Origin of the sequence: Paracoccus aerius, assembly GCF_014656455.1 — a bacterium.
GTDB classification, from domain to species: Bacteria; Pseudomonadota; Alphaproteobacteria; order Rhodobacterales; family Rhodobacteraceae; genus Paracoccus; species Paracoccus aerius.
The window spans coordinates 99,324-113,327 of the sequence record NZ_BNCL01000012.1; the positions used below are offsets into that span (position 1 = coordinate 99,324).

Annotated in this window: 12 protein-coding genes; 7 read left to right on the forward strand and 5 right to left on the reverse strand. The window is 66.3% G+C overall.

Annotation, left to right across the window (positions count from 1 at the left end; genetic code table 11):
* Window positions 1–108: 108 nt before the first annotated feature.
* Window positions 109–663, forward strand: a complete 555-nt coding sequence (locus IE224_RS14265; RefSeq protein ID WP_167624253.1) for a fasciclin domain-containing protein — start codon at window positions 109–111, stop codon at window positions 661–663.
* A gap of 67 nt (window positions 664–730) precedes the next feature.
* Window positions 731–1,495, forward strand: coding sequence for a DUF4394 domain-containing protein (locus IE224_RS14270; RefSeq protein WP_191311298.1), 765 nt, complete (start codon window positions 731–733; stop codon window positions 1,493–1,495).
* Between the two features lie 45 nt (window positions 1,496–1,540).
* Here the strand turns inward: IE224_RS14270 and IE224_RS14275 are convergent, their stop codons facing one another.
* Window positions 1,541–2,734 (reverse strand): replication initiation protein, encoded by a 1,194-nt coding sequence (locus tag IE224_RS14275; RefSeq protein ID WP_167624254.1) that lies wholly within the window; start codon window positions 2,732–2,734, stop codon window positions 1,541–1,543.
* 525 nt (window positions 2,735–3,259) lie between these two features.
* Here IE224_RS14275 and IE224_RS14280 point away from each other — a divergent pair.
* The 5 genes from IE224_RS14280 (at window position 3,260) to IE224_RS14300 (ending at window position 11,716) form a co-directional block, all read left to right on the forward strand.
* Window positions 3,260–4,666, forward strand: a complete 1,407-nt coding sequence (locus IE224_RS14280; protein WP_191311300.1) for an AAA family ATPase — start codon at window positions 3,260–3,262, stop codon at window positions 4,664–4,666.
* The gene (locus IE224_RS14285) at window positions 4,659–5,768 is read left to right on the forward strand and encodes a ParB/RepB/Spo0J family partition protein (RefSeq protein WP_191311303.1); all 1,110 of its coding nucleotides are present in this window, start codon (window positions 4,659–4,661) and stop codon (window positions 5,766–5,768) included. The genes IE224_RS14280 and IE224_RS14285 overlap by 8 nt, the downstream gene beginning before the upstream one ends.
* A gap of 182 nt (window positions 5,769–5,950) precedes the next feature.
* Window positions 5,951–9,043 (forward strand): response regulator, encoded by a 3,093-nt coding sequence (locus IE224_RS14290; RefSeq protein WP_202380137.1) that lies wholly within the window; start codon window positions 5,951–5,953, stop codon window positions 9,041–9,043.
* Entirely contained in the window at window positions 9,040–9,900 is an 861-nt protein-coding gene (locus IE224_RS14295) for a CheR family methyltransferase (protein ID WP_191311307.1), read from the forward strand. The genes IE224_RS14290 and IE224_RS14295 overlap by 4 nt, the downstream gene beginning before the upstream one ends.
* Window positions 9,893–11,716 carry a response regulator gene (locus tag IE224_RS14300; RefSeq protein WP_191311309.1) on the forward strand — a complete coding sequence of 608 codons (1,824 nt, stop codon included), beginning with the start codon at window positions 9,893–9,895 and terminating at the stop codon, window positions 11,714–11,716. The genes IE224_RS14295 and IE224_RS14300 overlap by 8 nt, the downstream gene beginning before the upstream one ends.
* A 6-nt stretch (window positions 11,717–11,722) precedes the next feature.
* Here IE224_RS14300 and IE224_RS14305 read toward each other — a convergent pair whose 3' ends face one another.
* The 4 genes from IE224_RS14305 to IE224_RS14320 form a co-directional block, all read right to left on the reverse strand.
* On the reverse strand, window positions 11,723–12,118 hold the full coding sequence (locus tag IE224_RS14305; protein WP_191311311.1) for a PIN domain-containing protein: 396 nt from the start codon (window positions 12,116–12,118) through the stop codon (window positions 11,723–11,725).
* The gene (locus IE224_RS14310) at window positions 12,118–12,345 is read right to left on the reverse strand and encodes an AbrB/MazE/SpoVT family DNA-binding domain-containing protein (RefSeq protein ID WP_167623887.1); all 228 of its coding nucleotides are present in this window, start codon (window positions 12,343–12,345) and stop codon (window positions 12,118–12,120) included. Before IE224_RS14310 ends, IE224_RS14305 begins: the two co-directional genes overlap by 1 nt.
* A 42-nt stretch (window positions 12,346–12,387) precedes the next feature.
* On the reverse strand, window positions 12,388–13,302 hold the full coding sequence (locus tag IE224_RS14315) for a recombinase family protein (protein WP_191311313.1): 915 nt from the start codon (window positions 13,300–13,302) through the stop codon (window positions 12,388–12,390).
* A gap of 219 nt (window positions 13,303–13,521) precedes the next feature.
* Entirely contained in the window at window positions 13,522–13,767 is a 246-nt protein-coding gene (locus IE224_RS14320) for a hypothetical protein (RefSeq protein ID WP_191311315.1), read from the reverse strand.
* Window positions 13,768–14,004: the final 237 nt, after the last annotated feature.

Genomic DNA, 14,004 nt, shown 5'->3' on the forward strand with positions numbered 1-14,004 from the left:
GGTGAAATGTCGAAAAAAGATGCCATCGGGTGAAACTTCCGCGCCTGCGCCCTCGTGACTTGGTCATCCCCCGCTGAAAAGGGGGGCAATACCAAGGAGGATTTTGCAATGAAGACCACCACGACGGCATGGATCGCAGGCCTGGCCATCGCCACCGGCGCTGCTGCTTTTGCGCAAGAAAACCCGATGGTCGGCGGCGCCGAGATGATGGCCGACCGCAACATCGTCGAGAATGCGGCGAATTCGGCCGATCACACCACGCTGGTTGCCGCCGTCCAGGCCGCGGGCCTTGCGGAAACCCTCAGCGGCGAAGGCCCGTTCACCGTCTTCGCCCCCGTGAACGCTGCCTTCGAGGCCCTGCCCGCCGGCACGGTGGACACGCTGCTGCAGCCTGAAAACAAGGAACAGCTGACCACCATCCTGACCTGCCACGCGGTCGGCGCCGAGGTCATGTCCGAAGCCCTTGCCCAGATGATCGCCGACGACGGCGGCAGCCATGTCATCGAAACTTTGGGCGGCTGCCAGCTGACGGCGCAGGCCAACGACGGCACCATCACCCTGACGGACGAGAATGGCACGGTCGCCACCGTGACCATCGCCGACGTGGATCAGTCGAACGGCGTCATCCACGTGATCGACGCGGTGCTGCTGCCGAAAAGCTGATCGGCCCGTTCCGGCAGGCGGGACATTCCCGCCTGCCCCCCTCTTTCCGTCCCAAAAGGATTTCTTCATGCGTCACTTTAAACCCGCCCTTCTTGCCGCGCTTGCCTTGACCGGCGCGGCGCCTGCCCTTGCGGCCACCGCCGTAGGCGTCAGCGGCGATGCCGATCTGCACTGGATCGATACCGAAACCTGGCAGCGCACCGGCGGCGCCACGGTCACCGGCGTCGAAGGCCGTCTATTGGGCATCGACGTGCGCCCGGCCGATGGCAGGCTTTACGGCCTGTTCGAGGACGGAACCCTGGCCGTCATCGACCCGATGACTGGCGCTGCGGAATCGGTCAGCACGCTTGCCACCATGCTGCCCGCGGATGCGACGGCGACGGTCGACTTCAACCCGGTCGCCGACAAGCTGCGGGTGATGGGCAGCGACGGCACCAGCCTGCGCGTGACGGTCGAGACGGGCGAGGTCGTGACCGACGGCAGCCATTCCTATGCCGAAGGCGATGCCACCCCCAATGTGATCGCCGGAGCCTATACCAATTCGATGGCAGGCGCCGAGGCCACGCAGCTTTACAATATCGATGGCGCGGCGGGCTGGCTGGTGCTGCAGGATCCGCCGAATGACGGGGTGCTGAACCCGGTGGGCGAACTGGGCGCCACGCCGTCGCAGGCGGCCTTCGACATCGTGGCGGACGGCCAGGGCGGCAACGGTGCCTGGCTGGTCGTCGATGGCGCGGTCCACTCGGTCGATCTTGCGACTGGCGCTGCTGCCAAGGTTGCGGACACGGACGCGGCCGATCTGCGGGATCTGGCCGTTCTTCCGGCCGAGTGATCTGCCGGGGCCGCGTGGCCTTCCCCGCGCGGCCCCGACCCGGCTTCAGTCGGCCTCGGTGCCGGCCATCAGTTCGGGCGACATGTCCTGCCAGAACTCGACGATGCGCGCCGCGTTCAGCGGCGACATCCATCCATGCCGCTGAAAATCGTCCCGCAGCCGCGCATCGGCAAGCTGGCTCATGAACAGGCGCTTGTCCGCGTCGCGCTGCGTGGGCGTGCGCGCCTTCACCGCTTCCAGGATGCGGCGCAGCCGTTCCGCCCGCGGCGAAGGTTGCGGGACTGGCGCAGCCCCCTGCCCCGCCGATGCGGCGATCTCCTTTCCGTCAAGCGCGGCCGTCAGGTAGCCGATCTTGCTGCGCACCCCGTCGCGGCTTTCGACATAGGCCAGCTTCGCAAGCACCTGCTCTTCTCCATGCGATGACAACCATTGCCGGGCCAGCCGGTCGCTGACCCCAAGCGCGCGCAGCCGGGCATAAACCGGACCGTGGCGCGCGCCCTCGCCGTCGTCGATGTCCAGGATCGCCAGTTGCGGGTTTTCGGCAATCAGGAAGCGGATGTCCGTCACCGCACGGCCGGTCTTCTTCGTCTCGGGTGTCAGGACGATGTTGCTGGTCCGGTTCACCTCGGCCACGGCGGGCTTGATGATCTTGGCGTTCAGGTGCTTGAAGGTCTCGTAATAGGCCGACCCGTCAACGCCCATCAGCCGCCGGAACAGCTCGATCGGCCACCAGCCGGTCGATCCGGTCCTGACGAAGCGATAGCAGTTTTCATACAGCGCAAGCGCATGGCCGCTGGTGAAGCGACGCTGGATGTTCAGGTTGATCAGCGCGAAGACCTTGGGGTCGTGCAGCTTTTCCGCCAGGGCGGGCGAATAGGCGTATTCGCAGACGCCCCCCTTCAGCCGCGCAAAGGACAGAAGGCTGGACACCCCCCATTCCTGCTGCCCCTTCTCGTCCAGCATGTCCCATTCGGCCACCGTCTCGGCCAGGCCGCGCAGCGACTGCTTCAGCGTATCGAGGTCGTTCGAGTTATAGCCGATCATCAGGCACAGCGTCCGCGCGTCGATCTGGTGGCGCGTGCTGCTGATCAGCGTGTCATAGGCGTTGAGCAGCAGGACATTGGACAGCTTGCGTTGAAGAAGCGTCAGCTTGCCCGACACATGGATCGCCGCAACATGCTTCTTGACCGCCCCTCGGCGCAACGCGCCGGTCAACTGGTCGCGGGGAATGTCCTGCATGGCCTGTCGGTCCCGATCTGCGTTCACCTGCCTCCATGATGGCCGGAAAGGTGCCCGAATGCAACGCGCCTGCAGGCACCTGTGGGCGTCCAACCGCCCCGGTCCGGCGATCCCGTAAACGGGTTCCTTTCGATAGGACGCGGGGTTCGGAGGCACCCGTTTACGGGATCTTCTCAACCTCGGGGGGGCTGATCCGAGGTTCAGGAAGGGCGGAAACCGCTCTATTTTGGCATTTCCTGCGAATCGGCGCGCTTGGCCCCGGAATCGGGCACCTCTCATCCCGGAATCGGGTTCCTTCGATCCCGAGAACGGGTGCCGTATGGGACGTAAAATGTTGATAATAATAATGAAGATGAATACAAAGACTTTAAAGGATTCATAGGATCTTAAAGCCAAGACGCTGATTCATCGTGTGTTCCTGGGGGTTTCGCCACGAAACCTGAGCCGATGCGAGATGTTTTTCCTTTGCATGTGCTACAGTTTTCGAAAAAGACTGCGGAAGCAGCACATCGTTGGAAACTTGACATGTCCTCTGGCAAAGATCCCTTGCCCCCCTACTTCAACATCGATCCGGCCAAGGCGGCGCGGCGCCTGTCCGAACCAATCGACACGGCCCGATTCGCCAAGGCCGCGGCCTTTGCCACCCGTGGCCGCCAGGACTTGGCTGAACGTGGCTATGCCCCCGACGGTCAGAAACGCCTGCGACGCTTTTCCACCTGGGAGGTCTGCCGCTACCTGATCCCGGTTGCCCCGGCCCACTTCCGCCGCGTGTTGCGCAAGTTCCCCGACCTGCCCCAGGGCACGGGCGAGGGCAATTCGAAATGGTTCAGCCTCGACGATGTCCTGCGCCTGCGCGATCATTTCGCAGCCGAGGGCGCGGCGGGTCGTGAATACCGCCCCTGGCGGCCCGAGGGTCTTCCGGCCAAGACCATTGCGGTCGCGAACTTCAAGGGCGGCGTCGGCAAGACCTCGACCGCCGCCCATCTGGCCATGTCTGCCGCGCTTGATGGCTACAAGGTGCTGGTGATCGACCTGGACAGCCAGGGCAGCATGACGTCGATCATGGGCGGCCGCGTGGCCGACGAATGGTCCACGGCCTTCCCGCTGCTGGCCAAGGATTATGCCCTGGCGCTGCAGGACGAGAACCGGGTCCGCGACGCGGCGGGCCAGCCCCCCCTGCCCTTCGACGAGACACTGACCGAGGCGCTTACCATCTCGGCCCGCGACCTGATCCAGACGACGCATTGGCCCAACATCGACCTTCTGGGCGCGCAGTTGAACCTCTACTGGGCCGAGTTCCAGGTGCCGGTCTGGCGGATGGGCTTGCGGGGCTGGCCTCTTTGGGATGCGCTTGGCAACGCGCTGACCAAGGACGGGATCGTCAATGACTATGACATCATCATCCTGGATACGCCCCCTGCCCTGGGCTACCTGACCATCAACGCCCTGGCCGCGGCCGACATCCTGCTTGTGCCGCTGGGAGCGTCCTTCCTCGAGTTCGATTCCACCGGCCGCTTTTTCGACATGCTCTATTCCACCTTCGCCAGCGTCGAGGATGGAGAGAACGCCGCCCGCCGCCGCGAGGGCCTGCCCGAGATCCGCTTCGAATGGGATGCCGTCCGGGCCATCATCACCCGATTTGACGCAGCCCAGCAAACCGACCTTGCCAATGTCATCCAGGCCTATTTCGGGGACTTCATGACAACCTTCCGGCAAGAGGTCACGGCGATGATCGGCCAGGCAGGCGAGCAGGTGAACGGGATCTACGAAGCCGATTACCGCGAGTTCAACCGCGACACCTATGTCCGCGGGCGCGAGACATTCGACCGCACCTGGGCCGAGGTGAAGGAACTGATCCTGGGCGCGTGGTGGCGTGATCTTCAGATGGAACAGGCCGAACAGGACAAGCAGCAGGAGAAGGCAGATGGTTAAGCGCAGGCGCCTTGAGACACCCAGCACCGACGACCTCAGCCGGATCGAGGCGGAGTTTCGCCGCGAAACCTCGGGCCGTCCGTCGGTCGGGCCGGGCATTGCGCCGATTGCCCAGGTGGCTGCAGAAAGTGCGGCCAGCGGCGCGCCTGAAGGGGCCGACGCGCGGGCGGCAAGGGCACGGGACCAGGCCGACGCCGAACGGCTGCGGCAGGCCGAAGGGCAGGGATTGCTGATCGTCGAACTGCCGCTGGAACAGATCGACGAAGGCGCGATGATCCGTGACCGCATGGTCATGGATGAAGCCGAGATGACCGAACTGCGTCTGTCCATCGCCGCCAATGGCCTGCGCCTTCCGATCGAGGTCTTTGAGTTGGAGAAGCCGGGGCAGGGCGCGCGCTATGGCCTTTTGTCGGGATATCGCAGGCTTCATGCGATGCGGGCGCTGCATGAACTGACCGGCTCCGCCGCCCATGCCCGGATCCGTGCCTTGGTCCGCCCGCGCACCCAGGCAGATGCCGCCTTTGTCGCCATGGTCGAGGAGAACGAGGTTCGCGAGGAACTGAGCCATTTCGAGCGTGGCCGCATCGCGGTCATCGCCGCCAACCAGGGCGCCTTCGCCAATGTCGAGGATGCGGTCAACCGGCTGTTCGCCACCGGGTCCAAGGCCAAGCGATCCAAGGTCCGGTCCTTTGCCCTGATCTTCGAGGAACTGGGCGACATGCTTCGCTTTCCCGAAGCGCTGACCGAAAAGCGCGGCCTCCGGCTGTCGGCGGCCCTTCGCAGCGGGGCCGAGGCCAGGCTGCGGCAGGCGCTGTCACCACGAACGCCCGACGATGCCGAGGAGGAATGGGCGCTGCTGGAGCCTGTCGTGACCCAGGCCGAGGGTGCGCCGCGCAGCCCGGCGCGCGGCGGCCGGCCGCGGACCAAGCCGCAGGCCAGCTTTGGATGGATCGACGACCAGACCCTGCGGACGACCAGCGGCATCACGATCCGCCATGCGCGCGACGGAAAGGCTCATGTTCTGCGGTTTGAAGGCGCGGCGATCGACAACGACCTGATGGAGAGCCTGATTGCGGAAATCCAGTCGCTTCTGGAACGATAGGTTTCGCGGCGAAACCTAAAGTTTACCTTACGTAAACTTTCGGCCAGTGGTTCCGGGCCACGCCGCGGGAATCATTGCCAGATGGGCGCGGGTTTGCCACACAGTGCCAGGAACCCCGGCCGCAGGCCGGGCGTTCGAGGCTGGCTGCTTGCGGCCGGCCTTTGCTGCAAGGAGAGAACGTGTTGAAGACCAAGGACCTTGCGATCCTGTCGCTGATCGCTGTCATCATTTGCGCCGTGTTTCTTCTTGATCTCTACGTTCCTCTGGGGACGGCGGTCTGGCTGATCTACATCGTTCCGCTGGCGATCAGCTTTTCCGCAAGTCTGCCCTGGATACCGCTGGCCGTGGCCATTGCATCCTGCATCGCCATGCTGGCCGGCTTCTATTTCGACAGCCATCTTGCCGGGATCGACCCGCGCATCGCGGCCGTCAACCGGACCATGGCCAGCATCGTCTATCTGGTGCTGGGCAACATGGGCCGCCTGCTGATCCGCAACCGCGAAGCCCTGGACCGCGATGCCTGGATCCGCCAGGGCGAGGTCGAGGTGTCGCAGGCGGTCCAAGGCGATCCGGGCGCCGCGCAACTGGGCGAGCGGGTGCTGTCGACCCTTGCCGGCCGGATCGGCGCGCGGGCAGCCGTGGCCTATGGCAGCGATGCGCCCGGGGTTTCGCGGCTTGCTGCCTGGGGCGTGGACGAGGCAAGCCTTGGGGCAGGGGGCGGGGCTGCGCGCGGGCACCTTGCCCGCGCCCTGGCCGAGGACCGGCCCGTGCATCTGGAACTGGCCCCCGACCAGGCATTGGGCTGGGGGTCGGGCCTGTCGCGGGGCCGTGCCGCCCATGCGCTTATCGTTCCGGTGGGCGAGGGGGGACAGATCGACGGCCTTCTGGAATTCGGCTTCGACGGCCCGCCGCCGCCGCGGGCAACGGAATTGCTGGACCGGGTGGGCGAGCGGATCGGCCTTGCGCTGCGGTCGGTCAAGTATCGGCAGCGCCTGCAGGAGTTGCTGGAGGAAACCCGCCACCAGGCCGAGGAACTGCGCAGCCATGCCGAGGAACTGGCCGCGACCAACGAGGAGTTGGAGGAGCAGAGCCGCGCCCTGCAGGAAAGCCAGCGGCGGCTGGAGGAGCAGCAGGCCGAACTGGAACAGCAGAACAGTCAGCTGGAAAGCCAGACCCAGGAACTGGAGGATCAGCGCGACGCCCTGGCCAAGTCGCGCCGCCAGCTTGAGGCGAAGACCGTCGAACTGGCCCGCGAAAGCCGCTACAAGTCGGAATTCGTGGCCAACATGTCCCATGAGTTGCGCACGCCCTTGAACGCGCTGCTGATCATGGCCCGGCTTCTGGCCGAGAACCGGGGCCGCAACCTGTCCGACGAGCAGGTCCGCTGGGCCGAGACCATCGAAAGCTCGGGCAAGGATCTGCTGGTGCTGATCAACGACATCCTGGATCTGTCCAAGATCGAGGCGGGCAAGATGGATCTGGCGGCGGAAGCCGTCGATCCGCAGACCGTCGCCCGAAAGCTTGTGCGCGCCTTCGAAGAACAGGCACGGGCAAAGGGGCTGGAGCTTGGCTTCGAGCTGGCGCCGGCGCTGAAGCCGATCCAGACAGACCCGGCCCGGCTGGAACAGGTCCTGCGGAACTTCCTGTCCAACGCGCTGAAATTCACCGAGCGCGGGCGGGTCACGCTGCGCATCGGTCCCGCGGCCGGCGGCGGCACGGCCTTTTCCGTGAGCGACACCGGCATCGGCATCGACACCGACCAGCAGGAGGCAGTCTTCGAGGCGTTCCGGCAGGCCGACGGCACGATCTCGCGTCGGTTCGGGGGAACGGGGCTTGGGCTCTCGATCTCGCGCGAACTGGCCGATCTGCTGGGGGGCCGGATCACCCTGGAAAGCGCCAAGGGCAAGGGCAGCACCTTCAGCCTGATCCTGCCCGACGCGCCGGGCAAGGCCGCGGCGGCCGCCCGGCCGGTGGCTGAAACCTCGCCCGCGCCCGATCTGGCCCCGGCCGGGGCAGGCGAGGATGACGGCGCAGCGCTGGCCCGCCTGCCGGGCGTCACCGACGATCGCGACACGATCCGTCCCGGCGACCGGGTGATGCTGGTGGTCGAGGACGACCCGGTCTTTGCCGGCGTCCTGCGCGACCTGGCGCATGAATTGGGCTTTGCCTGCGTCTGCGTGGACAGGGCCGATGACGCGGTGCGCGCGGCGCGGCGCTTCATGCCCCATGCGATCGTGCTGGATGTGCGCCTGCCCGATCATTCCGGCCTGTCGGCCCTTGACCGGCTGAAGCGCGACACGGCGACCAGGCACATCCCCGTCCATGTCATCTCGGCCGAGGATTACACCCGCGAGGCGATGGCCCAGGGCGCGATGAGCTATATGCTGAAGCCCGTGGCCCGCGACCAGTTGGAGATCGCGATCCGCAGCCTGGAACAGCGGCTGAAAAGCCGCCTGCGCCGCGTGCTGATCGTCGAGGACGATCCCGCCCAGATGGAGGGGCTGCGCGCCCTTCTGGCCAGCGACGAGGTGGAAACCGTGGGCGCGGGCACCGCCGCCCAGGCCTTCGACATCTGCCAGAGCCAGACGGTCGACTGCATCGTCCTGGACATGACGCTGCCCGACGCGTCGGGCTTCGATCTGCTGGAACGGCTGGACGGCGACGGCACCGCGGGGTTCCCGCCGGTGATCGTCTATACCGCGCGCGCCCTGTCCGAGGCCGAGGAGCAGCGGCTGCGCCGCTATTCCAAGTCGATCATCATCAAGGGCGCCAAGTCTCCCGAACGGCTGGTGAACGAGGTGACGCTGTTCCTGCACCAGGTCGTGTCCGAACTGCCCGAGAAGCAGCGCCGGATGTTGGCCGCATCGCTGAACCGCGACGCCCAGCTTGAAGGCCGCCGCATCCTGGTGGTCGAGGACGACATCCGCAACATCTATGCCCTGACCGGCGTGTTCGAACCCCACGGCGCGACCGTCCAGATCGCGCGCAATGGGCGCGAGGCGCTCGAGGCCCTGGGACGGATCAACGACGGTGCGGCGCCCAAGGTCGACCTGGTCCTGATGGACGTGATGATGCCGGAAATGGATGGGCTGACCGCCACGCGAGAGATCCGCAAGATCGACCGCTGGAAGACGCTGCCCATCATCATGCTGACTGCCAAGGCCATGGCCGAGGACCAGAACCGCTGCATCGAGGCCGGGGCCAACGACTATCTGTCCAAGCCCCTGGACGTGGACAAGCTGTTGTCGTTGACCCGGGTCTGGATGCCCAGATGAGCGTCGCGCCCGTTCCTGCCGATCCCGCCGACGAGGTGGAACTGGACCTGTTCCTGGAAGCCCTGCACCGCCGCTGGCATTACGACTTCCGGTCCTATTCCCGCGCCTCGCTGGTCAGGCGGGCGGATCTGGCGCGGGAACGGCTGGGCTGCGCCACCCTGTCGGATCTGCAGGGGCGGCTGCTTCGCGATCCCCTGATCCTGCCAGACGTGATCGACGCCATGACCGTGCAGGTCAGCGAACTGTTCCGCGACCCGTCCTATTACCTTGCCCTGCGGCGCGAGGTCGTGCCGCATCTGCGGACCTTCCCCTCGCTCAAGGTCTGGGTGGCGGGCTGCGCGGATGGCGAAGAGGTCTATTCGCTGGCGATCCTGTTCCAGGAGGAGGGACTGCTGGACCGGACGCTGTTCTATGCGACCGAGATCAACCGCCGCGCCCTGGCCCGGGCCGAGGCCGGCGTCTATGCCATTGACCGCCTTCCCGCTTTTTCGCAGAATTATCAGCGTGCAGGCGGGACGGGAACGCTTGCGGATCATTATACCGCCGCCTATGGACGGGTAGCCTTTGACCGGCGGCTGAGGGACCGCACGGTCTTTACCGAACACAACCTGGCCACCGACCAGGTCTTTTCCGAGGTGCATCTTGTGTCGTGCCGCAATGTGCTGATCTATTTCGACAGCCCGCTTCAGGACCGGGCGCTTGGCCTGTTCGCCGAGGCGCTGACGCGTGGCGGCTTCCTGGGCCTCGGATCCCACGAAACGCTGCGGTTTTCGTCCCAGGCCCGCCATTTCGCCGCCTTCCATGAACCGGACCGGATCTGGCGTCGCACCGCCAGCCGCGAAGATGCCCATGCCTGACAGACCCATCCGCTTCCTGATCGTCGACGACATCGCCGAGAACATCCTGGCGCTTGAAGCGCTGCTGCGCCGCGACGGTCTGCTGGTCGATCACGCCCATTCCGCGACCGAGGCGTTGGAGCTGATGCTGGTCCATGACTATGCCCTGGCGCTGCTGGACGTGCATATGCCCGACACCGACGGCTATGAGCTGGCGGAACTGATGCGGTCCACGGAACGGACCCGGGGCGTGCCCATCATCTTCGTCACCGCCGCCGAACGCGACGAAACCCGCCGCTTCCGGGGATACGAGGCGGGCGCGGTCGATTACATCTTCAAGCCCGTCGATCCGGTGGTTCTGAAATCCAAGGCCGAGGTCTTCTTCCGCATCGGCCAGCAGGCCCGCGACCTGCAGCGCCAGCACGACGAGATGCAGCGCATCGCCCATGACCGCGACCGCGCGGCCAGCCTGTTGCGCGCCCATACCGACAACTCGCCCCTGGCCTTCGTGACGCTCGACCAGGATCTGGTGATCCGAGCCTGGTCAAAGGGGGCGGAACGGATGTTCGGCCGCCTGGCCGCAGACCTGCTGGGCCAGCCGGCCACTGATACCTGCTGGCTGGACGACGACGGGGCAGCCGTCCTGGCGGGCTGGCTGGCGCCGGGCGATGCCGCGCCCCGTCATTCGACCGAACTGTCGCTGGGCCATGCCGAACGGGGCCTGATCCCTTGCGAGATCCACGGATCGATCCTGTCGGGCAGCAGGCAGCGCACCCTGTCGCTGCAGATCCTGGACATCACCGAACGCCGCCGCGCCGAGGAGGTGCGGTCCCTGCTGGTTGGTGAGTTGAACCACCGCATCAAGAACACCCTGGCCAATGTCCAGGCCATCGCACGACAGGGCCTGCGCCGGTCGCGCGATCTGGCCGAGTTCGAGCAAAGCTTCGTTGGCCGTCTGCAGGCCTTGTCGCGCGCCCATTCGATTCTGTCGGATTCCACCTGGGCCAGTGCGCCCCTGGACCAGTTGATCGACGACCAGATCCGGGTGGGCACGCTGGACGCCGACCGGTTGCGCCGCAACGGCCCCCCGGTCGAACTGACGCCCGACACGATGTTGCGCATGGCGCTGACCCTGCACGAACTGGCGACCAATGCGGCCAAGTATGGCGCTCTGTCGGTGCCGCAGGGGATGGTGCATCTGGACTGGCGGCTTGACGCGGGGGGCCTGGCCCTGACTTGGCGCGAGACCGGCGGGCCTGCCGTGATTCCCCCCGCCCACAGCGGCTTCGGGTCCGATCTGATCGCAGCCGTGGCCGGGGGCGAGGACGGGGCAGTTGCCGCCGACTGGCGCCCCGAGGGCGTCGTCTGGGCCATCCGGCTGTCCGAGGGCGTGAAGGCCCTGGACAGCACCCCTGCGGCCCCCCGGGCCTCGGCCGAGGCTGCGGATCGTCCCGCCGCTGTTCTGCATGGCTGCGCCGTCCTGGTGATCGAGGACGAACCCCTTGTCGCCTTGGACATCCAGGAGGAACTGGAGCTGGCGGGGGCGGGCCATGTCCGGATCGCCCGGACCGTGGATGCCGCCCTGTCAGCCCTTTCCGAACATCGTTTCGACCTGGCGCTGCTGGACGGCAACCTGAAGGGAGAGCCGGTGGACAGCGTGGCGCTGCGCCTGCGCGAGGCGTCGGTGCCCTTCTGCTTCGTGTCGGGCTATGGGCGCGAGCATCTGCCGCAGGGCTTCGAGGATGCGCCCCTGATCCAGAAGCCCTTTCCGCCGACCTCGCTGCGCCAGATTCTCAGCGAGCTTCTGTATCTGCGCCGGCTCCACGCGGCCGAATAGGGCGGGTCAGGCGAAGGGATTGCGGATCCGCAACTGGCCTTCGACCAGCATCCCGTCCTGCATGTCCTCGGACCACAGGATGTCGCAGCCAGCCAGCAGGGCCGAGGCGACGATCATGGAATCATAGACCGAAAAGCCATGGCGCGCGTTCAGCGCCCGGCCGATGTCATGGCTGCGCAGATCCAGATCCCGCACCGTGCAAAGCTGGCGGACGCCGTGCAGGAAATCCGCGGCCTCGTCCGGGGTCATGCGGGCCTTGCGCAGGCAGTTGACCAGGGCCTCGTTCAGAACCTGCACGCTGATGGTGCCCCCCCCAGCCAGCAGGGCTTCGGCCCGGTCGCATCTGGGGCCTTCGTCCAGCAGGTAGAGGATGACATTCGTGTCGAAGAAGACGCCGGGCATCAGCGCCTGTTGGCCTCGTCCCGGTCAAGCCGGTCGCCTGCGGGCAGGCGGCCGCGAAAGCGGCGCAGCCCGGCCAGGATCTCCTCGGGGCGGGGCTGGCGAACCACGGCGAAGCCCTCGGCCTCGGCGCGCAGGTCGATATGGTCGCCCTCGCGCAGGTCAAGCGTCCGCACCAGGTCGGCGGGCAGGCGCACCGCCAGGGAATTGCCCCATTTCGCGACTTGCATGATCGGCGGCCCCTTTCGTTGATCTACATCACGCAATGTATATCATCCGGGCCTTTCCGACAAGGGCAGCGGGGGCTGGGCTGCGATCAGTCCCATCTTCTCGGCCCGCAGCAGCAGGGCGCGGACGGATGAAGGATACCACTTCGCGCTGCCCCGCGGCGTGCGTTCGCGCATGTCCTCCAGCCGCTTGGCGATGCCCGCCAGCGTCAGGTCGGGATCGGCATGGCGCATCCCGGCGATGATGGCCAGCAGCCGGTCGTCCGCTGTGCGGCGCGGGGCGCGGTCCAGCACCGTCGCAGGCAAAAGCCCGTCGCGGACATAGCGGCGGGCGGCGCGCTTGAGCCGCTCGACTGTCCAGGGCTGGCCGGTGCGGCTGCCCAGAAGCCGCGTCAGGTCGTCCCAGGCCATGTCGGGGCGGTGGCGGCGCACCAGCGGCAGCCAGGTGTCGGCGGTGGATTCGAGCTTCTGGAAATAGGTCTCGTCCCGCGCCGCGCGCAGCTTGCGGATCGCGTCCCGGTCGCCTGCCTTCAACGCCGGATTGCCGCCGACCCGCCCCTGGGCGCGCGCCGCGCGCAGTCCCGCCTTGGTCCGTTCGCGGATCAGCGCGCGCTCCAGTTCCGCCACCGCGCCCATCACCTGCAGGCTGAACTTGCCCTGCGCCGTGGTGGTGTCGATCGGGTCGCCCAGCGACCGGAAATGCGCGCCCCTGGCCTCCAGCGTCTCGATCACCTGCAGAAGATGGCTCAGCGACCGCGCCAGCCGGTCGAGGCGGACCACCACCAGCGTCTGCCCCGGCCGGATCGTCGCCAGAAGCCGCGCAAGGGCAGGGCGGGTCCGATCGGCCCCCGAGGCGTGTTCTTCGTGGATGGTTGTGCAGCCCGCGGCCCGCAGTTCCATCCGCTGAGGGTCAAGCGTCTGTTCCCCGGTCGAGACGCGGGCATAGCCGATAAGGGACATGAAGGGCTCCGTGGTCGTGGAGGGGGAGGATTACACAGTTGGAGGACAAGAGGAAACGGTCGTTTGATGGACGATGTAGATTATTCATCGTCTGGAACGGAGTAGCCGAGGATGCAGCGTTTCCCCGGCGCTGCTGCTGTTTGCAGGGCTGCCAACTTCTGCATCTGCAGCACGCGACCTGCCCCAAGCGGCGATCTGTTCTCCAGGTATGGCGCTTCTTCAGTTGCCGCCGCGGTAAACCGCATTCTGTTCAGTAACAGCGGCCATAGCGATGAACATTGAGGCGGAGAGCCTCGGGCCGAACTGGTTGAAGGGCGCCCGGCAGGTGTGAACGGATACAACTAGCAGGGCCATCGAAACCTCACCGGCCGCCATGCAGGCGAAGAAGGAGATGCCGATCTTCCGGCGGCTGTCGTCAATTGCGGGTCTGTCGCGATCGCCTTGGAGATCGTGCCAAAGCCGCAATCCCCACGATCTTCGTTTTCTGTTAGATTACAGATCCATCCGGCCGACAAAGGTCAGGGCCAAGTGGTTATTGGAGGGGAGGACCATGACGAACACTCAAGGCGTGCTTATTCATCCTGCAGTCGACAAGGGCATAAAGCGAGCCGATCCGGACTTTGCGGGCGGCACGCTGACCTGCAAATGCGCCACGAACCCCGTGAAGGTCCGGGTCGGCGCCCAGACCGCCCATAACCATGT

Coding starts and splice junctions, on each gene's coding strand:
- IE224_RS14275 (WP_167624254.1), bottom strand. CDS start 2,734: ATGCAGGACATTCCCCGCGACCAGTTGACCGGCGCGTTGCGCCGAGGG.
- IE224_RS14270 (WP_191311298.1), top strand. CDS start 731: ATGCGTCACTTTAAACCCGCCCTTCTTGCCGCGCTTGCCTTGACCGGC.
- IE224_RS14285 (WP_191311303.1), top strand. CDS start 4,659: ATGGTTAAGCGCAGGCGCCTTGAGACACCCAGCACCGACGACCTCAGC.
- IE224_RS14295 (WP_191311307.1), top strand. CDS start 9,040: ATGAGCGTCGCGCCCGTTCCTGCCGATCCCGCCGACGAGGTGGAACTG.
- IE224_RS14305 (WP_191311311.1), bottom strand. CDS start 12,118: ATGCCCGGCGTCTTCTTCGACACGAATGTCATCCTCTACCTGCTGGAC.
- IE224_RS14310 (WP_167623887.1), bottom strand. CDS start 12,345: ATGCAAGTCGCGAAATGGGGCAATTCCCTGGCGGTGCGCCTGCCCGCC.
- IE224_RS14265 (WP_167624253.1), top strand. CDS start 109: ATGAAGACCACCACGACGGCATGGATCGCAGGCCTGGCCATCGCCACC.
- IE224_RS14300 (WP_191311309.1), top strand. CDS start 9,893: ATGCCTGACAGACCCATCCGCTTCCTGATCGTCGACGACATCGCCGAG.
- IE224_RS14280 (WP_191311300.1), top strand. CDS start 3,260: ATGTCCTCTGGCAAAGATCCCTTGCCCCCCTACTTCAACATCGATCCG.
- IE224_RS14315 (WP_191311313.1), bottom strand. CDS start 13,302: ATGTCCCTTATCGGCTATGCCCGCGTCTCGACCGGGGAACAGACGCTT.